15 protein-coding genes and 1 tRNA gene are annotated in these 18921 nt (G+C 45.7%); 15 read left to right on the forward strand and 1 reads right to left on the reverse strand.

Annotated elements, in window-relative coordinates:
• Positions 1-769: 769 nt before the first annotated feature.
• The 3 genes from DQN70_RS03240 to DQN70_RS03250 are packed head-to-tail and all read left to right on the forward strand — an operon-like array spanning position 770 to position 2549.
• Entirely contained in the window at positions 770-1267 is a 498-nt protein-coding gene (locus DQN70_RS03240) for a putative signal transducing protein (protein WP_036890159.1), read from the forward strand.
• Between the two features lie 43 nt (positions 1268-1310).
• Positions 1311-2105, forward strand: a complete 795-nt coding sequence (locus DQN70_RS03245) for an alpha/beta hydrolase family protein (protein ID WP_023939308.1) — start codon at positions 1311-1313, stop codon at positions 2103-2105.
• Positions 2106-2123: 18 nt separating this feature from the next.
• A complete protein-coding gene (locus tag DQN70_RS03250) occupies positions 2124-2549 on the forward strand; it encodes an alpha/beta hydrolase family protein (protein ID WP_023939309.1) in 426 nt (141 codons plus the stop codon).
• 414 nt (positions 2550-2963) lie between these two features.
• On the opposite strand, the gene DQN70_RS03255 is transcribed toward DQN70_RS03250, so the two are convergent.
• A tRNA-Ser gene (locus DQN70_RS03255) sits at positions 2964-3050 on the reverse strand.
• A 750-nt stretch (positions 3051-3800) separates the two neighbouring features.
• Here DQN70_RS03255 and DQN70_RS03265 point away from each other — a divergent pair.
• The 12 genes from DQN70_RS03265 to DQN70_RS03315 all read left to right on the forward strand — a co-directional run bounded on the left by DQN70_RS03265 (position 3801) and on the right by DQN70_RS03315 (position 18916).
• Positions 3801-6110, forward strand: a complete 2310-nt coding sequence (locus DQN70_RS03265; protein ID WP_023939310.1) for a leucine-rich repeat domain-containing protein — start codon at positions 3801-3803, stop codon at positions 6108-6110.
• Positions 6111-6750: 640 nt separating this feature from the next.
• Positions 6751-7647, forward strand: coding sequence for a 4-hydroxy-tetrahydrodipicolinate synthase (dapA, locus tag DQN70_RS03270; protein WP_042225602.1), 897 nt, complete (start codon positions 6751-6753; stop codon positions 7645-7647).
• A gap of 77 nt (positions 7648-7724) precedes the next feature.
• The gene (locus tag DQN70_RS09485; protein ID WP_023937959.1) at positions 7725-7898 is read left to right on the forward strand and encodes a hypothetical protein; all 174 of its coding nucleotides are present in this window, start codon (positions 7725-7727) and stop codon (positions 7896-7898) included.
• A gap of 198 nt (positions 7899-8096) precedes the next feature.
• The gene (locus DQN70_RS03275; RefSeq protein ID WP_023939313.1) at positions 8097-9410 is read left to right on the forward strand and encodes a cobyrinate a,c-diamide synthase; all 1314 of its coding nucleotides are present in this window, start codon (positions 8097-8099) and stop codon (positions 9408-9410) included.
• On the forward strand, positions 9410-9985 hold the full coding sequence (locus DQN70_RS03280) for a cob(I)yrinic acid a,c-diamide adenosyltransferase (RefSeq protein WP_023937962.1): 576 nt from the start codon (positions 9410-9412) through the stop codon (positions 9983-9985). The genes DQN70_RS03275 and DQN70_RS03280 overlap by 1 nt, the downstream gene beginning before the upstream one ends.
• A gap of 62 nt (positions 9986-10047) precedes the next feature.
• Positions 10048-11529, forward strand: coding sequence for a cobyric acid synthase (locus tag DQN70_RS03285; RefSeq protein ID WP_036887340.1), 1482 nt, complete (start codon positions 10048-10050; stop codon positions 11527-11529).
• On the forward strand, positions 11526-12590 hold the full coding sequence (locus tag DQN70_RS03290; protein ID WP_023939314.1) for an aminotransferase class I/II-fold pyridoxal phosphate-dependent enzyme: 1065 nt from the start codon (positions 11526-11528) through the stop codon (positions 12588-12590). Before DQN70_RS03285 ends, DQN70_RS03290 begins: the two co-directional genes overlap by 4 nt.
• A gap of 53 nt (positions 12591-12643) precedes the next feature.
• Positions 12644-13663 carry an adenosylcobinamide-phosphate synthase CbiB gene (cbiB, locus tag DQN70_RS03295; protein ID WP_042225603.1) on the forward strand — a complete coding sequence of 340 codons (1020 nt, stop codon included), beginning with the start codon at positions 12644-12646 and terminating at the stop codon, positions 13661-13663.
• A 140-nt stretch (positions 13664-13803) separates the two neighbouring features.
• Positions 13804-15471, forward strand: coding sequence for an AMP-binding protein (locus DQN70_RS03300; RefSeq protein ID WP_023939317.1), 1668 nt, complete (start codon positions 13804-13806; stop codon positions 15469-15471).
• A gap of 221 nt (positions 15472-15692) precedes the next feature.
• Entirely contained in the window at positions 15693-16181 is a 489-nt protein-coding gene (locus DQN70_RS03305) for a TlpA family protein disulfide reductase (RefSeq protein ID WP_023937969.1), read from the forward strand.
• Between the two features lie 46 nt (positions 16182-16227).
• Positions 16228-18051, forward strand: a complete 1824-nt coding sequence (locus DQN70_RS03310) for a DUF6029 family protein (protein WP_052512529.1) — start codon at positions 16228-16230, stop codon at positions 18049-18051.
• Between the two features lie 19 nt (positions 18052-18070).
• Entirely contained in the window at positions 18071-18916 is an 846-nt protein-coding gene (locus DQN70_RS03315; protein WP_023937971.1) for an Omp28 family outer membrane lipoprotein, read from the forward strand.
• Positions 18917-18921 lie beyond the last annotated feature (5 nt).

An 18921-nucleotide genomic window follows, 5' to 3' on the forward strand; every position in this document is an offset into this window, starting at 1 on the left:
CCAAATAAATTCCTAAACACCTGTCATTCAGTAAAAATCATCGGCTGTCCGCTAAAATCTGCGTGAAAAGGACGTTATACAGCCCTGTGTTTGCGCCAGAGTTTTTTGAATAGTAGACTGGAGAAGGAAATGTGTGCGATTATGCGGTTTTCATCCTTCCTCAAGGTCGGCTGTCCGACAAAATCAGTGCTGTATAAAGGAGGAGGGGGCTTACTCAAACAAAATCAGACGGAATACAACCTATTCACTAGGATTGAAAGCCCTATTTTGCCCTCTTCTAAAGTTTAGCGGACAGCAATAATGGTAAGTACATTCTCCATGCCCTCCGTCTCAATGCCTTTTTTAGATTGTTGCATTCTGCGAAGTCAACAAAATGAGACTGTCGCGCGTCTTTTAGTCTTGTTCCCATTGTTCCCTGATTGCATCTTTGTACCTTCAGCCAAGACTAAATATTGACTATATGAGCACTAAGCCTACCGATGTCCACCTCAGTTTTCTTGAAGTTTACACTCAAGTCTGTCGTGACCGAATGAAACACTCCTTCCTTCGCCAAATCAATGCCTGTGTGGATTGGAGAAGTATTCGTACACTCTTGAATAAAAAGTACACCAAGACTCAAAATGCTAAGACCGTTGCATAACTCGCTGTGCAACGGTCTTATGCCATAAAAATAGCTGATAAAACACTTGGATAATAGACGATTTTCCCCATATTGCGTTCAATTTAATAGTGCACCTTATTGTATTATCTGGAACTAACAAAAGTTGCTATGAGTGAAATGTTATTATGTAAATGCCAAAGTAGTATTAAAGCACACAAAGTCGTTAGTATTCTCAAAAATAATAATATTGTCTTCCGCCAGCACGATGAAACAAATAATCCACGCACAGGAGCATATGGCCCAACTCCCGGCATCGCAATTTATGTGTTTGAAAAGGACTATGAAAAGGCTCTGACACTAATAGAGCCGATTGTCAACTCCTCGGCAGAAAGCACAAAAACATTCTGCCCGAAATGTGGCAGTGAAGACACCGTCCGTATCGAAAAAAACAAATTCATCACACCACTGCTCATACTCTCAATAGTCTTTTTCATAGCTCCTGTTGTCTATTTTTACTTCACAAAAGACTTGGAAAACAAATCAATAATACTGAATATCCTTGCCATTGTTGTATTCATATCCAGCATAGTGATTCTCTTTCTTTGTGACTATAAAAATGTCAACTACAAATGCAACGACTGTGGCAAAAGATTCAATCGCATATAAAGTAACCTCATCCCCAGAAGTATAACTTCAAATCTGCTATCACATGAAAAGTAAAAGCCTCTTGGTACTGCTTGCGCTGCTTGTTGCCCTCCCCGTATCAGCTCAGAATTTCATTGGATCCTGGAGTGGCCAAATCAGCTTCAGAGGTACCAGCCTTCGCATAGTATTCAACATATCCAAGAATACTGAAGGTAAAACCGTCTGCACGATGGACAGCCCCAATCAAAGCGTCAAAGGTATCCCGGCTTCAATTGAATTTGCATCATCTGATTCTATAAGCATACGGATCCCGAACATCGGAATAGAATATAATGGCAAAATCCAGGGTGATATGATCTACGGAACATACTCGCAGGCTGGTGTAAAGTTGGAACTTAATCTAAAAAACGAAGAACTCGTTTATCTGCGTCCGCAGAATCCGCAACCGCCATATCCATATACGACAGAAGAAATCGAGTTTGTCAATGAAGACGAAAACGCGACACTTTCAGGAACCATCACATATCCCGTGAATTATCAAAAGGGCAAAAAAATCCCTGTGATAGTGATGGTCACAGGCAGCGGGCCACAAAACCGTGACAACGAAATCTACGAACACAAACCTTTTCTTGTTATAGCGGATTATCTTGCAGGAAACGGATATGCGACCCTCAGGTATGATGATCGTTGTGTAGGAAAATCAACAGGCAAATACCAAGCTGAAACCACAAAGGAGGTTGCAAAAGACGCTGCGCTTGCCGTGAAATATCTGCGTGAAACAAAACAATTTTCAAAAATAGGCTTACTCGGACACAGCGAAGGTGGAAGCGTAGTCTTTATGCTTGCTGCAGAAAAATAGATAGACTTCGCTATCTGTATGGCAGGAGTAGGCATTCAGGGAGATGAATGTCTGTATCAGCAAGGTGTAGCCATAGCAAAACAGTTTGGACAGGAATACCAGTTCACAAAGAAGCAGTTAAGGGATTACCTAAAAGGCACAATGTCCCCATGGTATGAGTTCTTCCTTGATTACAATCCAGCTTCCGACATAAGCAAAACCACCTGTCCTATCTTCGTAATGAACGGAGAAAAGGATTTGCAAGTCATAGCCTCATCAAATGTAGAAGTCATTAGAAACAATCTGCCGAAAAACAAGAAATCCAAAGTGAAAATCTATCCTGGACTGAACCACTTGTTCCAAGAGTGCACAACGGGTGTACCGACAGAATACATTAATATCAAGCAGACAATCAGCCCGATTGTCCTTGAAGATATTGTAGATTGGTTAAAACAAATATTCTAGTCAAATAGTATAATGTTGAAACGAAACGATTGGCTATAATTATGCTAGAATATTGAGTCGTTTTTGAAAATGATATGTTAATCAATTTGGTTGCATGTAGCCCAAAATTGTAGCCAGATAAAATAGGACTGTTTTGACGACTATTTTCTCTGTAGCCGTGCTACAGCACTATATAATCTTCTGAACAACAGCAAAATGTGTGTGCTCTATACGTACTCTTGGGTACAATTTTCGTTACATCAGTTTTTCTGTAGCCATATTGCAGCCCAAGTAGAGCATTTTGGGAGTTTCGACCTACTCTGGAGGTGCTCTGAGAAAGGACCTGATACAAAAAAAGTGCCTTAACTCATTGAGAATTAAGACACTTACTGTTTTGTGGCACTTATTGGCTTATCATTTCCAGAGTACGTTCAGCGGAAGCGGGGGGATTCGAACCCCCGGTACGGTTACCCGTACGACAGTTTAGCAAACTGTTGGTTTCAGCCACTCACCCACACTTCCTCGCAATTGAGAACGAGAGCTCGTTCGTCTTGTGCGGCACAAAGGTATAAATATTCTGCGGAAAACCAATATGGCACCATTGGATAATACGATACTTGCATGGCATCGCTTGGGACATTTTCAAAAAGACCGATAATAAGGGAGGCATTGTAAGTATACAGCAACTTGCACTGTCGTTGGTTGAGAACTCCCCCAATAGTCTCAATAGAGACAGCTGTAATACTGCTCTTGTGGTGTTATTGTCAGCATTCGGGTTTGGTTATACATCTAAAGTGTATCCTCTCCACTTTTTCTCAATCATTTTATACTTTCATGATTACTGCATTCTGTAAAATCCAAGAAAATAGTTGCTGAAGCAGTCCTTTGTAACCCATGCGATGGTTTCCATATACATACTCTGTAAGTACTCTTGGCTATAATAGTTGCATCGAGAAGAGGCCAAGGAGATTGATGTTCGTGTGCAATTTTCGATATAAAAAGTTTATGGATTTTATTGTTAGAGGGCTTTGTAGGTTTGATAAACCCCTCACTGTTGGTATGGAGAGAAGACAAACTACCCATATTACATTGTTATTTCACTCTGTTTTTCATTATAAATGGGTATTTGTTGACGTAAAAGTGGCTCATACCTTCGCAGAGGTGTTAAAAGACTACTTGTAGAAGAATTTGATATCTCAGTCTGTAGTTTATATGCCGCTTACATTGGTACCTGTCTGTAGCCACAACATTCAAAAATAAAATGAAATAAAGATGCGTGCATTATTACTGATTGCAGGGCTTGGGGCTTGCCTTTCGTCCTCAATTCTCAAGGCAAACGCTTTGACGGACATGGAAATGGAAGAACCCAAGGCTCAGAAAGTGAAGATTACTTCTGGTCTTTCAGAAGGGGAAGATCTGGTAATTTCTGCCATGGCAGAAGAAGACTCCACTCCATGGATAGATCTCAATGGCAACGGGAAAATGGATGAAGGAGAAGAAATAATCAACGATCCTTGGACGACAACCTCTCTCAAGTGGGGGGATAAATCCGAGGTTGTTATTTATGGTAAGAATTTGCAGGCGCTCAATCTTTGCAATGCAAAGCTAAAAACAGTAGACCTACGAGAAGGAGGATCCTTGGAGACTCTTGAACTGGCGGGAAACGAGTTGGAAGAGCTTGATGTCACCGCATTGAAGGATCTCAAGTCTCTCAATGTTTCTCAAAACAGGATAGGGGCTGAAGCCATGCACAAGATGATAGTTTCTCTTTGCAATGGATATCTCTGTCAGCTGATGGTAATTAATACTTCTTCCGAGGTTGAAGAGTATAACGTTTGCTTGAAATCCGATGTTGAGGCCGCAAAAATGAAAGGTTGGTCAGTGATGGATGCAAAAGATGGCATGGACTATCCTGGCAGTGAACAGAATGTGCCAGCGCAGGGAGGACGCAAAATCTTATTGATCACGGGGCTAAAGAAAGGAGAAGACTTCAAAATCCATCTTGTGGCTGCCGAAGGTACTACCCCATGGATAGATCTCAATGCTAACGAGACACAGGACGAAGGAGAGGGGTTGCCCGCTCAGGAGCCGGGGCAATTTGTTACGGTCAAATGGGGAGAGAAAGCTGAAGCTGTGATTCATGCAGAAGGGCCGAAGGTTTTGATGATAAAAGCAGCCAAACTGCAATCCATTGGGCTGAAAGATGCTATCACGCTGGAAATGATAGACTTGTCGAATAACGAGTTGGAAGCTCTTGACTGCTCCGAATTACCTGGACTCTCTTCTATCAATGTTTCGCAAAATAAGATTACTGCAGAAGAGATGAGCAAGCTCATCAAAAGCCTGAATAGCAGCGAAATATCTGCCAAGAACATCACTGTAATCAACACCGCTCCGGAGCAAGCAGACTGCGAACACAATGTGTGCCTCAAGGCTGATGTAGAGGCTGCTGTGGCTAAGAAATGGCAGGTGCTCGATGCTGCTACTGGTATGGATTATCCCGGAAAGGAGATTACCCCGGAGCCTGAGGTCCCGGATGAAGTGCAGACAATCACCTTTTCTTCCGAACTGATGCATGGAGCTCCTTTTAAGCTAATCCTCAAGTCCGATGCTACGGAGTATTCTCCATGGATTGATCTCAATGGTAATGGAAAAGATGACATGGGCGAGTACTTGTTTGCCGATGGAATGACACCTGTCAGTCTGACTTGGGGTGAGAAATCTCAGGCTGTGATATATGCTAAAGATATTTCTGGGCTTGTGCTCAAAAATGCTCGTGTTAAGACCATTGACTTGAGCAAAGCTCCTCTTTTGGAGGAGTTGGATTTGTCGAGCAACAGGATAACATCAATTGATTTGTCTTCTCAAACGCTTATCAGATCTCTTGATCTCAGCGATAATAAGCTCACCTCTCTCTCAATTGACCCTCTTGAGAAGCTTGTAAGGATTGATTGTTGCAACAATCCGATTGGTAGCCTCGATGTCAGCAAGGCAAGAGATTTGGAGGATTTATTTGCTAACGCTTGTATGTTGAAGGAATTGAATCTCAGCACTCACAGCAAGTTGAAGAGTGTTGTTTTGAAGAAAAACAGACTTGAAAAACTTGATCTATCTGCAGCTGTAGAACTCGTGTCTTTGGATGTCGCTGAGAATGAACTGAAAGAGCAGGATATGCACAATTTGATCTCTTCTCTTAGTGCAGAAGGGACTGGGAAGTATTTGGTAGTGATCAATACCTCGGAGAAGGCCCAAGAGACCGAGCGTAATGTTTGTCTGAAAGCCGATGTGGAGTTGGCTATGCAAAAGGGTTGGATTGTGCTTGATGATAAGGATAGTAAAGCGTTTCCCGGATCCGATGTTATAGGTGTTGTCTATCCGCTCCAGTCCGAATTTGCTATTCATGCTTTGGCCGATGGATGGAAGGTCTTTTTTGGAGATGAGATAAAGCACTCTGTCGCTTTGTACGACTTTGCCGGTCGATGTCTCTATTCGGTCACTGGCCACTATGAGATTTTCTTGCCTCAAGTTGGAGACCTATTGTTGGTTCGCATCGACAACAAGGTGATAAAACTTATTCGCTGAAAGGGTGATGCTTGAAAAGAGATGTCCCCTCCACGACCTATACCGATAGGAGTTGTGGAGGGGACGTTTTGTTATGAAGCTAACGCAGCAGCTTTTTCTTCTGATTGACCATTAAAGTTGGTTTGTTTTGTAAATTTCACTTGTGATAAAGATCCGAGAAATAGAGGGAAAATAGGCTATTTGTAGACAAGTGAATGTAGCTCTTTTGTTCCTCTTGTGTCCGTCTTCTAAAATGTCTATGAATAGGGCGTTCTGACAGGGCGAAAATTCTCTCCGCAAGGAAAAATATTTTCTTGCGCAAGAAAAAATATTTTCTTCCGCAAGAAAATTTATCGGAGTGCGCACAAAAAAATATTTTCTTGCGCACGAATTTTTGCTCTCTCCTATGCTAATAAAAAATGCCTCCCATCAACATCGAAAAGGAGAGCGAAAATACGATCAAAAAGCTCTCAAATAGGGCAGAAAAGATACGGCAAAAAGGAAATATAATAATACAGAAGCAAACAAATAAATAGAATCCTGAGGGGCCTCTAAAGATGAGAATGTACTATACCACAAAAGACGGCTTGTGTTTGTCGAAATAATACTCTTGGCTTATTTTTGTGCAGGTAAGTTACCGAAGAAGAATATCCTTGACCATATGAGCAGACTTGATCTTTCCGGTTTGGGGGTTGCCCTTGTAACTCCATTGAACGAAGATGGCAGTGTAGACTATGTCGCCTTGTCTGCCCTTGTTGAGTATCAGATAGAGGGGGAGGTAGACTTCCTTGTGGCTCTCGGAACTACCGGAGAATCTGCAACTTTGAGTGCCAATGAGCACCGCCGAGTGATAGAGACAGTTGCCGAAAGAGTCAATGGTCGTCTGCCTCTGATTGTCGGTGTGGGAGATAACTGCACTGCTCGGCTTGTGGAGCGTTTGCGTGCCCTCGATACCCATGGGGTAGATGGGATATTGTCTGTCGTTCCTTACTACAACAAGCCTACCAAGAGGGGGATTATCGCTCACTTCGAAGCAGCTTCCGAGGCAAGTCCTTTGCCTATTATTCTCTACAATATCCCTGGACGTACAGGAATCAATATGACTCCGGAAATAACGCTGGAGTTGGCCGATAGATGTCACAATATCGTGGCAGTCAAGGAGGCTTCGGAGGATGTCAATCAAGTACGTGAGTTGGTCAATGGCAGTCCTGAGGGCTTTGTCGTGCTTTCTGGGGACGACCATTTGTCCATCCCTTTCATTCAAGCGGGAGCCAAGGGAGTCATCTCTGTGGTGGGGAATGCTTATCCTCGGCGTTTTGGAGAGCTTATTCGTTTAGCTCTCTCCGGAGACTACGGAAGGGCTACCGAGCTTAGTCGTTCGTTCGATGAACTGTACTTGCAGCTCTTTGCCAATGGTAATCCTGCCGGTATCAAATGTCTACTTCGCAGGATGGGGTTGATCGCATCCGATGTGCTTCGATTGCCCTTGGTTGCCCTCTCCGAACCGGAGGCCGCAAGACTTGTAGACGAATATGCTCGATTGGGGGCGGATCGTTAGATGGGGCGTTTCTTAATCCCGTGAATTATTGCGTACTTTGCCGTAACAAAGTAAATCATCTATTATAGATAGGAATTATGAATGGTATAGTGAAAATACTGGGTATCATTGTGATGCTCGTTGGCGTATTGTTTTTGGCCGTGCCGTATTTCATGAATACGACTTCCAACGTTACGTTGTTTGCCGGTTTAATCCTTGTTGTACTGGGTTTTATCGCTCACATCATTATCAATAGAATCGCCGGCGAATAAGTCTGTGCCGGGATTAGGCTGTCTCTCTTTTCCCTCTTGACGGTTTGTTTTTCCGTAGGAGGTGGATTGGAGGCTTTTGTCCGGTCTCTCCAGGAGAGGAAGGGGGTGTGGTATTGGTGCTACGTTTTGCTATGAAAGACGTGCCGATATCGCACTTTTTGTATGGCCATACTTGTGGCGGGAGAAAACAATGAATGCATGATGCGAGCTTTTTTGATAGGGGCTACTGCTTCTGGTAGTGGCAAGACGACTTTTACACTTGGAGTATTGAGAGCTCTTGAGCGTAGAGGGCAGATTGTGGCACCGTTTAAGTGTGGCCCGGACTATATAGACTCTCAGTTTCACAACAAAGCCGTCGGACGCAACTGCTCGGTCAATCTTGATCCTTTTTTTGAAACTCCGGCAGAACTTCGGCGCACTTTCTCTCATTATTCTTCCTCTGCCGATGTGTCCGTAATAGAAGGTGTGATGGGGCTGTATGATGGCTACCGAGCTGCCTGGGGCTCCTCTGCCGAAGTGGCGACAAGTCTCAATGTGCCGGTGGTACTGCTTGTCAATGCCAAGTCTTCGGCTTATTCGGTCGCACCCGTCTTGTATGGTTTTCGGCATTTCGTTTCTCCTGAGTTGGAGAAGGCTCCTCGCATTGCCGGTGTTGTCTTTAATAGGGTTGCCTCGGAGTCGCATTATCAGTACCTCCTCTCAGCCTGTCAGACGGTCGGTTTGCAGGCATTGGGCTACCTGCCCAAGATGGAGGAAGTTGCAGTCCCCGACAGACATTTAGGATTGGATACGACAGCTATAGACAGCTATGATGCACAGATAGAGCGTATCGCAGATGCTGTGGAAGCTCATGTCGATCTGGAGGCTCTACTGAATTTGTCCACTGTATCTCTACCCACAGAGAAGAGTGATTGGCCGGATTTTTCTGCAACATCATCTCTGCGTATTGGAGTGGCGCAAGATGAGGCCTTCAACTTTGTTTATCGGGCTAATCTTGATCAGTTGAGCCGTTTGGGCAAATTGACTTTCTTTAGCCCAATGAGGGATTCGGCCTTGCCCGATGCCGATTTGCTATATTTCCCCGGAGGATACCCTGAGTTTTACCTTCATGAGCTTTCATCTAACCGGCAAATGTTGGCAGCCGTACGCTCTTATGCCGAAAAAGGAGGACGCATACTGGCCGAGTGCGGAGGGATGATGTATCTCTCCGATTCTGTTAGAGGAATGGACGGGCTGACTTATCCCATGGTTGGATTGTTCAAGCAAGAAGCTACCATGGAGGGGATGAAACTTCAGCTTGGCTACCGACAGTTTGAATATGCCGGTCGCAAATGGCGTGGGCATGAGTTTCATTACAGCCGTGTCTTGTCTCCTTTGCCCAGTCTTGTGCAGATGCAGACGGCAAGAGGAGGCGATGTGGCTACAGCTTTGTGGCGTCGAGACAACGTGATTGCATCTTACGTTCATCTCTATTGGGGAAACAGGTCGGACATCCTAAGCCTATTCGACTAATGGCTAAGATATACACTCGCACGGGCGATAGAGGCCAAACCGGTACACATGGCGGAGGTAGAGTCGGAAAAGACGATATTCGTATTCATGCTGTCGGGGAGTTGGACGAGCTTAATTGCTACATAGGCAAACTCCGAGCTTCCCTTGATGCCAGAGATGACAGACAGCCTCTGCTACATCGTATCCAGCGAGATCTGATGGTCTTTATGAGCCATGCAGCAACTCCGTCTGCTATCCGGGAGAGCAATCCTAATCCTCTACCGACAGACTCGACTCTTTACTGCGAGGCTTACATAGACCAGCGACTTGCCGGTTTGCAAGACAATGGATACTTCTTGCTTCCAGGAGGCTCCCCCATTGCGGCCGACTGTCATATCTGTCGAGCTGTAGCTCGACGTGCTGAGCGCAGTCTGTGGAGCCTGCATAGGCAAGATCCTTTGCCCGAGGAGTTACTGTGTTATATCAATCGGCTTAGTGATTTGTTTTTCGTTATGGCACGAGACGAACTCTCTCGTTTGGACCTGACAGAGGAGCGTTGGCAAGCCTTTAGTTATAAACGAAAGAGCAAACATTGACCCTCGCTATTCCTTGTTTCTCTTTAGTTCTATCCTTATCCATCTTACAATATCTATATACCATGAGATCTATCATGTTGGCCGGTACGGGCAGTGATGTGGGCAAAAGTATTTTGGCCACAGGGCTGTGTCGCATCCTTAGGCAAGACGGCTATCGCCCAGCTCCTTTCAAGGCTCAAAATATGGCACTCAACTCTTATGCCACACCGGAGGGGCTTGAGATTGGTCGGGCACAAGCAGTGCAAGCCGAGGCTTGTGGTATTGATTGCCACGTGGATATGAATCCTCTTTTACTCAAACCCAATTCGGATCATAGTTCTCAGGTTGTGCTATTGGGTAAACCTGTAGGCAATAAGAATGCCTATGAGTATTTCCGTCGCCAGGGGCGAGATGAGCTGCGTGAGGTTGTTCATCAAGCCTACGACCGATTGGCGGCTCGCTATGAGCCGATCGTACTCGAAGGAGCGGGCAGTATCGCCGAATTGAACCTTCGGGATACTGATTTGGTGAATATGTCCATGGCTTGCTATGCCGATGCAGCCGTGCTCTTGGTGGCCGATATAGATCGTGGAGGGGTCTTTGCTTCCGTTTACGGATCGATAGCCCTTTTGCCGGAAGAGGAGAGGCGATTGATCCGAGCAATTATCATCAATAAGTTCCGTGGAGATCGAGCTTTGTTCGACGAAGGAAAGAAGATTTTGGAGGATCTCACCGGAGTGCCGGTTTTAGGTTTGGTGCCTTATTTTCATGATATACATATTGAGGAAGAGGACTCTGTTTCGCTTGAAAAAAAACACCGACAGGCTGCTGAGGGGAAAATAAATGTAGCTGTCATACACCTCTCCCATATATCCAACTTTACCGATTTCGATTCTCTGGAGCGAGACCCACGAGTACATCTGTTTTATACTAACAACCCATCCGAAATACAACAGGCTGATATTGTGATTTTGCCAGGGAGCAAAAGCACGCTCTCCGACCTCTCCGATATTCGCAACAACGGAGTGGCCGAGGCTATTGTGAGGGCACACAAACGTGGATCCACTGTGTTGGGGATTTGCGGTGGTTATCAGATGATGGGTATGGAAGTAGCCGATCCGCTCTGTATAGAAGGAGGTGCGTCTCAGATCCCAGGTTTGGGATTGTTGCCTATCCGCACCGAAATGGAACAGGAGAAGACTACCCGACAGGTTACTTTTGAGCTGCAGGCTCCGCTCTGTGGCAAGGGTGCTGCCTATGAGATTCATCAGGGACGGAGCTTGCCTGTTGCTTCGGCTGTCCATTCGCCCTTGTGTCGTCTGGCTGATGGAAGCTATGATGGCTATGTGGCAAATCCGCGTTGTATGGGGACCTATCTGCATGGCATATTGGACAATGCCGATTTTGTAGAAATCCTGTTGCAGCCCTTTGCTTCTCGTGAGAAAACCCATGCAGTGGATTACGCGAGCTACAAGAATGAGCAGTACGATAAATTGGCCACTGCTTTGCGCTCATATCTCGATATGGATCTTTTTTACCGAATACTTAATCGGCAAGACCTATGATAGTCGGACACGGAGACGATCTATATCGTTACTGCGGTCGGATAAGAGCGAATTTTAGCAGTAATATCTATGCCCCGACCGATAATACAGCTCTCAAGGCGCATTTGTCTGAGTATATATCGCTCATAGATGCCTATCCGGAGCCACAGCCTTTTTCTCTGGAGTCTAGTTTGGCTCGGAGGCTCGGTGTGGGAGTGACGAATGTGATGGTTTGTGCTGGAGCAACCGATGCCATTTACACCATAGCCCATCATCTCCAACCGCAGTCGGTAGCTATTGTACTGGAGCCTACTTTTAGTGAATATGCGGATGCTCTCTCGGCGGTGGGGCTTGATCCGCTACATGCCTTCGACTTGTCTGCTGCTATCGAAATGGCAGATTGGGTAAGGGGGCAAAGGCAATCGGACTGCTCTATTTGGCTTTGTAACCCGAATAACCCAAACGGAAGGGTTTGGGATTTGAGAGATTTGTCTGCTTGGGTTACTCGTCGGCCCGATATTCTTTTTGTGGTCGATCAGTCTTACGATAGTTTCACGCTTTGTCCAACGCTTATGCCTTCGGCGGTTCTTGAGCGAGACAATTTGTTGATTCTTCGCTCCATGACCAAACAATACAAGTTGCCGGGACTTCGCTTGGGATATGTCTGTGCATCGGAGAATAAGATTGAGCTTCTGCGGCAGGGACGAATGCCTTGGGCTGTCAATGCACTGGCCATTGAGGCGGGACTGTTTTTGAGTGAAAAGCCATCGCAAGAGGACTCCTTTGATTTGGAAAAACTGCTGCAATCGGCCACCTGGTTGCGATCTATGTTGCTCGATTTAGGACTGGAAATCGAACCGACAGACACGCATTTCATGCTCTGCCGTTTGCCGGATCGTTTGAGACTCGATTCGAAGCAGTTCAAGCAACTTTTGGTAGAAGATTATGGCTTATTGGTGCGCGATGCTTCCAATTTTTATGGATTGAGTAACAGGTATATCCGCATAGCTGCCCAATCCGAATCGGACAATGAGAGCCTTGTGCGAGCTATTTCCGAGATTGTTTCATCTTTCAAATCCTGAGCTAAGTGGGGCGTTTTTTTGTTTTCTGGATCTATGTCTCTTTGCCCATTATCATGCCTCTTGTGTTGGGTTGGCGTATGGATCGGATATTGGGGGATCCTCCTTCCATGCCACATCTGATTGTCGGATATGGCAAGCTCATAGCTCGTTATGAAAAACAGTTGAACAAGCCGGATCTCTCTCCCGCCACTTTGAGACGGAGAGGACGTTTGATGGGATTAGGATTGACGCTGGGTAGCTTCTTGGTTGCTTTTGTCCTACTTGGATTCCTCTATTTTCTTTTCCCTTTGCTACCGGTGCTCCTGTCTGTTCCTCTCATTTTTTATTGCTTGGCAGGTACTACCCTGGCAGAGGAGGTAAAGCAGGTCTTCGCGGCAGTGGAGGTTTCATTAGACGCAGGCCGTGTGCAGGTGAGCCGTATTGTGGGTAGAGATACCAGCAAGCTATCGGCGCAAGAGATACGTATTGCAGCCTTGGAAACACAGGCCGAGAATCTCAATGATGGAGTGATAGCCCCGATTTTTTACTACTTCGTCGGAAGTGTATTCGGGATTTTCTTGGGTTGTTTTCTCGATTTGTCTCCATTGGTGGCCGTCGTTCCAGCCACGGCTCTTATGCTATGCTACAAAATGGTCAATACGCTCGACTCGATGGTGGGCTATCGTAGTGAACGCTACCTGCATTTCGGTCGATTCTCAGCTATTCAGGATGATGTATGGGGTTGGATCCCGGCACGTCTCACGGCTTTTCTCTTGCTTTTGGTCGATGGTAAACTGAGCCTTTTGCCCTTTGTACGACGCTATGGCTCGGCTCACCTGAGTCCTAATAGTGGCTATCCGGAGGCTGCTATGGCAGCTCTGCTTAATTGCCGTTTTGGTGGGCCTCATGATTATTTTGGCAAGGAGGTCTATAAACCCTACATAGGAGAGACTGAGCGCAGAGTGAGAATGGCCGATGCTCGTCGAGCGATCCGCCTGAGTTTTCGGGCAGAAAGTTTGCTGATTATTTTGCTTAGTCTGGTAGAGCTGCTGATAGGGCTCTATTGTGTCTTTTGCTATTCTTCTTTTCTCTGAGATAGAGGCTTATAGGGCAATTTGTCCCTTTGCCTCCTTTGCTGTCCTCTATTTCGTCTCTGCTTGTTTTTGGTCTTGTACAGGATAAAAGCTGTACTTTTGCACATATGCAACCATAATGTGCAATATTAGAAGTATATATGATAGAACAAAATCTAATCGCTTTATTTGCTAAGAGTTTTGCCGAGCATTGGGATCTCCCTGCCTTAACCAACTATATCGAAAAGAACACTTATAGCTATGGGGAGTTGGCCGATCGGATTGCCTATTATCACCTATTATTTGAAGAATTGGGATTGGAGCCCCAGGATCATATCGCTCTCATGGGAAAAGACACTGCCGAATGGGGTATTGTCTTTCTGTCTGTGATTACTTACGGAGCAGTCGTTGTTCCTATCTTACAAGATTTCAACCCTACGGATGCAGCTGGTATCATTACGCATTCCGATGCCAAGCTTATATTCGTCAATCGGGCCATTTGGGAAACTCTGCCTGATAGTCAACTTCCCGAGCATTTGATTGCAGCTCTGGAGATTCAGACCGGAGAGGTAGTTGCTGACCGTACACCGGAGGCTCGCTTGCAAGGTTTGGAGGGGCGTTGTGCTGGTCGCAAGGCCTCGCTTTATCCGCAAGGCTATCGTCGAGAAGATATTGCCTATCCGGAGGTGCCGAATGATCGACTTATGGTGCTCAACTATACCTCCGGAACAACCGGCTTTAGTAAAGGTGTAATGTTGAGTGGCAACAATTTGGCCGGTAATGTGACCTATGCCGCAACTCTTGATTTGATGTATTGTGGGGATCGGGAATTGTGTTTCCTTCCCTTGGCACATGCCTATAGTTGTGCATTCAATTTGTTGACCCCCATGGTGGTTGGTGCACATGTATTTCTGTTGGGTAAAATACCTTCCCCGAGGGTGGTAACACAGGCTTTCCAGGATGTTCGTCCGAATTTGATCATTACCGTTCCATTGATATTGGAGAAGATTTATCGAGAGATCATCATTCCTCGACTCAAGCAGCCGGCCTTGAAGGCCTTGCTCAGGTTGCCTTTTGTCAAGGCGATTGTCCGCCGGTCTATTCGTCGCAAGATGACCCATGGCATGGGTGGTAACTTCTGTGAAGTCATTGTGGGAGGGGCAGCTCTCAACCCCGAAGTGGAGTCTTTCCTCAAACGCATCGGCTTCCCTTTCACTGTTGGGTATGGCATGACGGAGTGTGGCCCTTTGATATGCTACGAAAATCATAAGCATTGGGCCTTACACTCTTGTGGAAAACCTCTGAAAAAGATAATGCAAGTACGTATCGATAGAGGTGAAAATCCGGAAGCAGAGGTCGGAGAGATACAGGTGCGTGGAGAAAATGTTTGTCTGGGTTACTACAAACGAGAGGCAGAGACCCAAGCTCTTTTCACCGAGGACGGATGGATGCATACCGGAGATTTGGGTACAATGGACGAGCAGGATAATGTATATATCAAAGGCCGTTCCAAGACGATGATACTCGGTGCCAATGGACAAAATATCTATCCTGAGGAGATAGAGTCGAAGATCAATTTACTGCCCTATGTGTTGGAAAGTCTGGTGGTAGAGCGTAATGGCCGTCTGGTGGCGTTGGTAGTTCCTAATGTGGAGCATATTCGCAGAGACGGGATAAGCAGAGAGGAAGCTACCCGACTGATAGAACAATCACGCAAGCAACTCAACGAAGAAGTAGGTAGCTATGAGAAGATTACCAAATTCGAGTTGCGAGGAGAGACCTTTGTCAAAACTCCCAAACAGAGTATCAAACGATTTATGTACCAGTGAACTGATTCAGAGGTCTGAGACCGGATAATAACCCCGGATTGTAGGTTGCTCAGATGCTCTCTTCTGTGTCACATCGTTCATTACTATGGAAGTATTTTGTACCTTTGAGCGTATATTCGAGCCGAATGGTTTCTGATAGTACTCTTATGAGAGTCTTGGGCTTCAATATGACGGTTGAATAATGAATATGATGTCAAACATATAAATGACAAAGAAGTAACATGAAAAAGATTGTATTCCTGCTCGTAGCTTTGGCTTTCGCTGCAACAGCTTTTGCCCAACTCCCTTCTGTAGAATTGAAGGATATAGATGGCAAGACCGTGAACACCTCTCAGCTTAGCAATGACGGTAAGCCCATGATTATTAGTTTCTTCGCCACTTGGTGTAAGCCTTGCTTGCGCGAATTGAAGGCAATACATGAAGTTTATCCTGATTGGCAGGATGAGACAGGAGTCAAGCTCGTTGCCGTATCTATCGATGATGGGCAGAATGCACAGCGAGTGAAACCTCTTGTGTCCGGTAATGGTTGGGAATACGAAGTACTACTCGATACCAATGGGGACTTCAAGCGTGCCATGAATGTAAATCAAGTGCCTCATGTATTCATTGTAGATGGAGAAGGGAAAGTGATCTACAACCATAGTGGATATACAGATGGCTCCGAACAGCACCTCATTGAAGTAGTACGTGAGCATATCGCCAAAAAATAATAAATAATAAGGAATACAGACGCACAACACCATGCAAGTATCGGTGATGAAAAGATCTTTATTATTGACTCTCGGTCTTTCGGCAGCTACTTTGGCTTATGCAGATTCTACAGAGGGTTTGCAGCCGGCCGGAGATAATGTCTCTGTCGAGAAGAATGCCTCTTCTGCCATTCAGGCACAGGGAACAAAGAAGTTCGGTTGGCAGCCATTGAAAGCGACTTTTAATGTGCAGTCGGATATGTTGCTCTCTACGGAGGAAAAGACAAAAAGACAATGGTTTGGCAATAGCTATGTGACAGCTATTCTGCAAAATAATTTTCTTGAAGCACGTGTTCGCTTCGAGGAGCTTTCTCGCCCTTTGCCCGGCAACGAAGCTAATCAGGGACGTGGAATCCCCTACATAGGACTTACCGGGCGATATGGCTCTCTCGTCGATCTGAGTGTAGGTGACTTCTATGAGCAGTTTGGCAGCGGAATCATGCTCCGCTCGTATGAAGAGCGCAATCTGGGGATAGACAACTCCATTCGTGGTGCAAGGGTAACGACGCGTCCGATAGAAGGCGTATCTATCAAAGCTCTGGCAGGGCAGCAGCGTAATTACTTCGATCGGACGATGAAGTTCTTCAGCAGTGACCGTGGTTATCTCTCTGCCTTCGATCTGGAGTTGGGTTTGGATAAATGGATTAAACCCATGCAGGAGAGTGGTACTTACCTGAGTCTTGCCGGGAGCTTTGTTTCCAAACATGAGAAAAGCGAAGTGATCCCTGTGACAGAGGGTGAGAAGAAAATGCAGCTCAACCTGCCGGAGAATGTTCCGGCTTGGGGTACGCGTCTTTCTCTGCAAAGAGGGGGAATGTCTATTTATGGCGAATATGCTTATAAATACAACGACCCTACAGCTGATAACAAGTTTATCTATCGCGATGGATCGGTGGCTATGCTGTCCGCTTCGTACTCTCGCTCTGGTATGAGTGCTTTGTTGCAGGCCAAGAGGAGTGAGAATTTCAATTATCTCTCCAAACGTACTGTGCTCGGTTTGCCTTTGCATATCAACTACCTCCCCCCTTTCTCTCAACAGCAGACCTATACGCTTGCAGCTCTTTACCCCTATGCCACACAGCCTGGCGGAGAATGGGCTTTTCAGGGAGAGTTGAGATACACTTTCAAGCGTAAGACTTTGCTGGGTGGTAAGTATGGTACCCAAATCCGTCTCAATGCTTCACATATTCGTGGTATCAAGCAGGATTGGCAAGACAGGAACGGCAAGCGGATTAATCTAAAGCCCGGTGATGAAGGCTTTGAAGAAGCTATCATAGGAGGCAATGGTTACTCTACTACTTTCTTCGGCACAGGGGACTTGTATTTCCAGGATATCAATTTTGAGATTTCTAAGAAGTTGAGCCCTTCGTACAGTTTCACTCTTACCTACATCAATCAGAGGTACAACAAAGATGTGATTGTAGGGCATAAGGATGATTACGACAAGGAGAATATTGCCAAAGGTGTTGCTCACCCCGGTATGTATCATACCAATGTGTTTATTTATGATGGCAAGCATAAGCTCAGCAATAAGTTGCAGCTTCGTACCGAGTTGCAGTATCTGACTACTAAGCAAGGTGAAGGGGATTGGATCTTTGCTTTGGCTGAGTTGTCTATCCAGCCGGGCCTGATGTTTACGATCAGTGACCAGTACAATGCAGGACTGACCAAGGAGCATTACTACATGGCTTCGGTAGCCTATGCCAAGGGAGCGCATCGCATACAACTCTCGGGAGGACGTACTAGAGAGGGTATCAACTGTAGTGGTGGTGTGTGCCGTCTGATGCCTGCAACACAGGGTGTGTATATATCTTACAACGGAAGCTTCTAATCACAAGTAAAGATCTCTTATGATGATATTCAATAAATTGACCGCAGCTTTGCTTTTAGCAGGAAGTTTCGCTTTCGTTGCTTGCGATAGGATAGAGGAGGGCAATAGGTTGAAGCCCATGAACGACCCCGAACCGGAGAACCCCACGCAAAGTCAGCATACTGTATTGCTTGAGGATTATACCGGACAGGAATGTTCCAATTGCCCAGTCTTTGCCAGTAGGTTGCATAAGGCTCTTGAAGGTGATCTCAAATCCCATGCTGGCAGGGTTGTGACCGTGGCTATACACAGCCATTTATTGCCTCACAAGGGTTCCGATTTCCCCACTGCAGATGGAGAGGCCTATGCTCGTTGGTTGGGTCTGGATGCAGTGCCTAAGGCTGTTATAGACAGAACAGGTGAGAATGGCCTTGTGTCTGCAACCGGCGACATTACCGAAACGATCGAACGTCTGAAAAAAGCTCTTGCTCAACCGGCCCAAATGGACCTTTTTGCCAAAGCCTCTTTCAATGCCGATAGGACAGCAGTGTCTGTGTCTGTAGTGGCAGTGGGAGCCAAGAAGGAAGATGCAAAGCAGTATAATGTACAGTTGTGGCTTCTGGAGAATGATATCAAGGCTTTCCAGGAATACCCTGGAGGAAAGCACAAGGAGGATCACGAGCATGACCATGTGCTGCGTGCAGCTCTAAATGGGACCTGGGGAGAGCCAATTCAGCTTGGTGGTAAGTATCTTCATACGTCGAATTTACCCCAAACGGTGCTTGAGACAGCGAAGCAAAACCCCGACAATCTTCGTGTGGTAGCTTTTGTCTATGATGCTCAAACCAAGTCGGTAATCGAAACAATAGAAGTAGGAATTAAATAAGAAAA

The organism is Porphyromonas crevioricanis, from assembly GCF_900476255.1.
Classification (GTDB): Bacteria; Bacteroidota; Bacteroidia; order Bacteroidales; family Porphyromonadaceae; genus Porphyromonas; species Porphyromonas crevioricanis.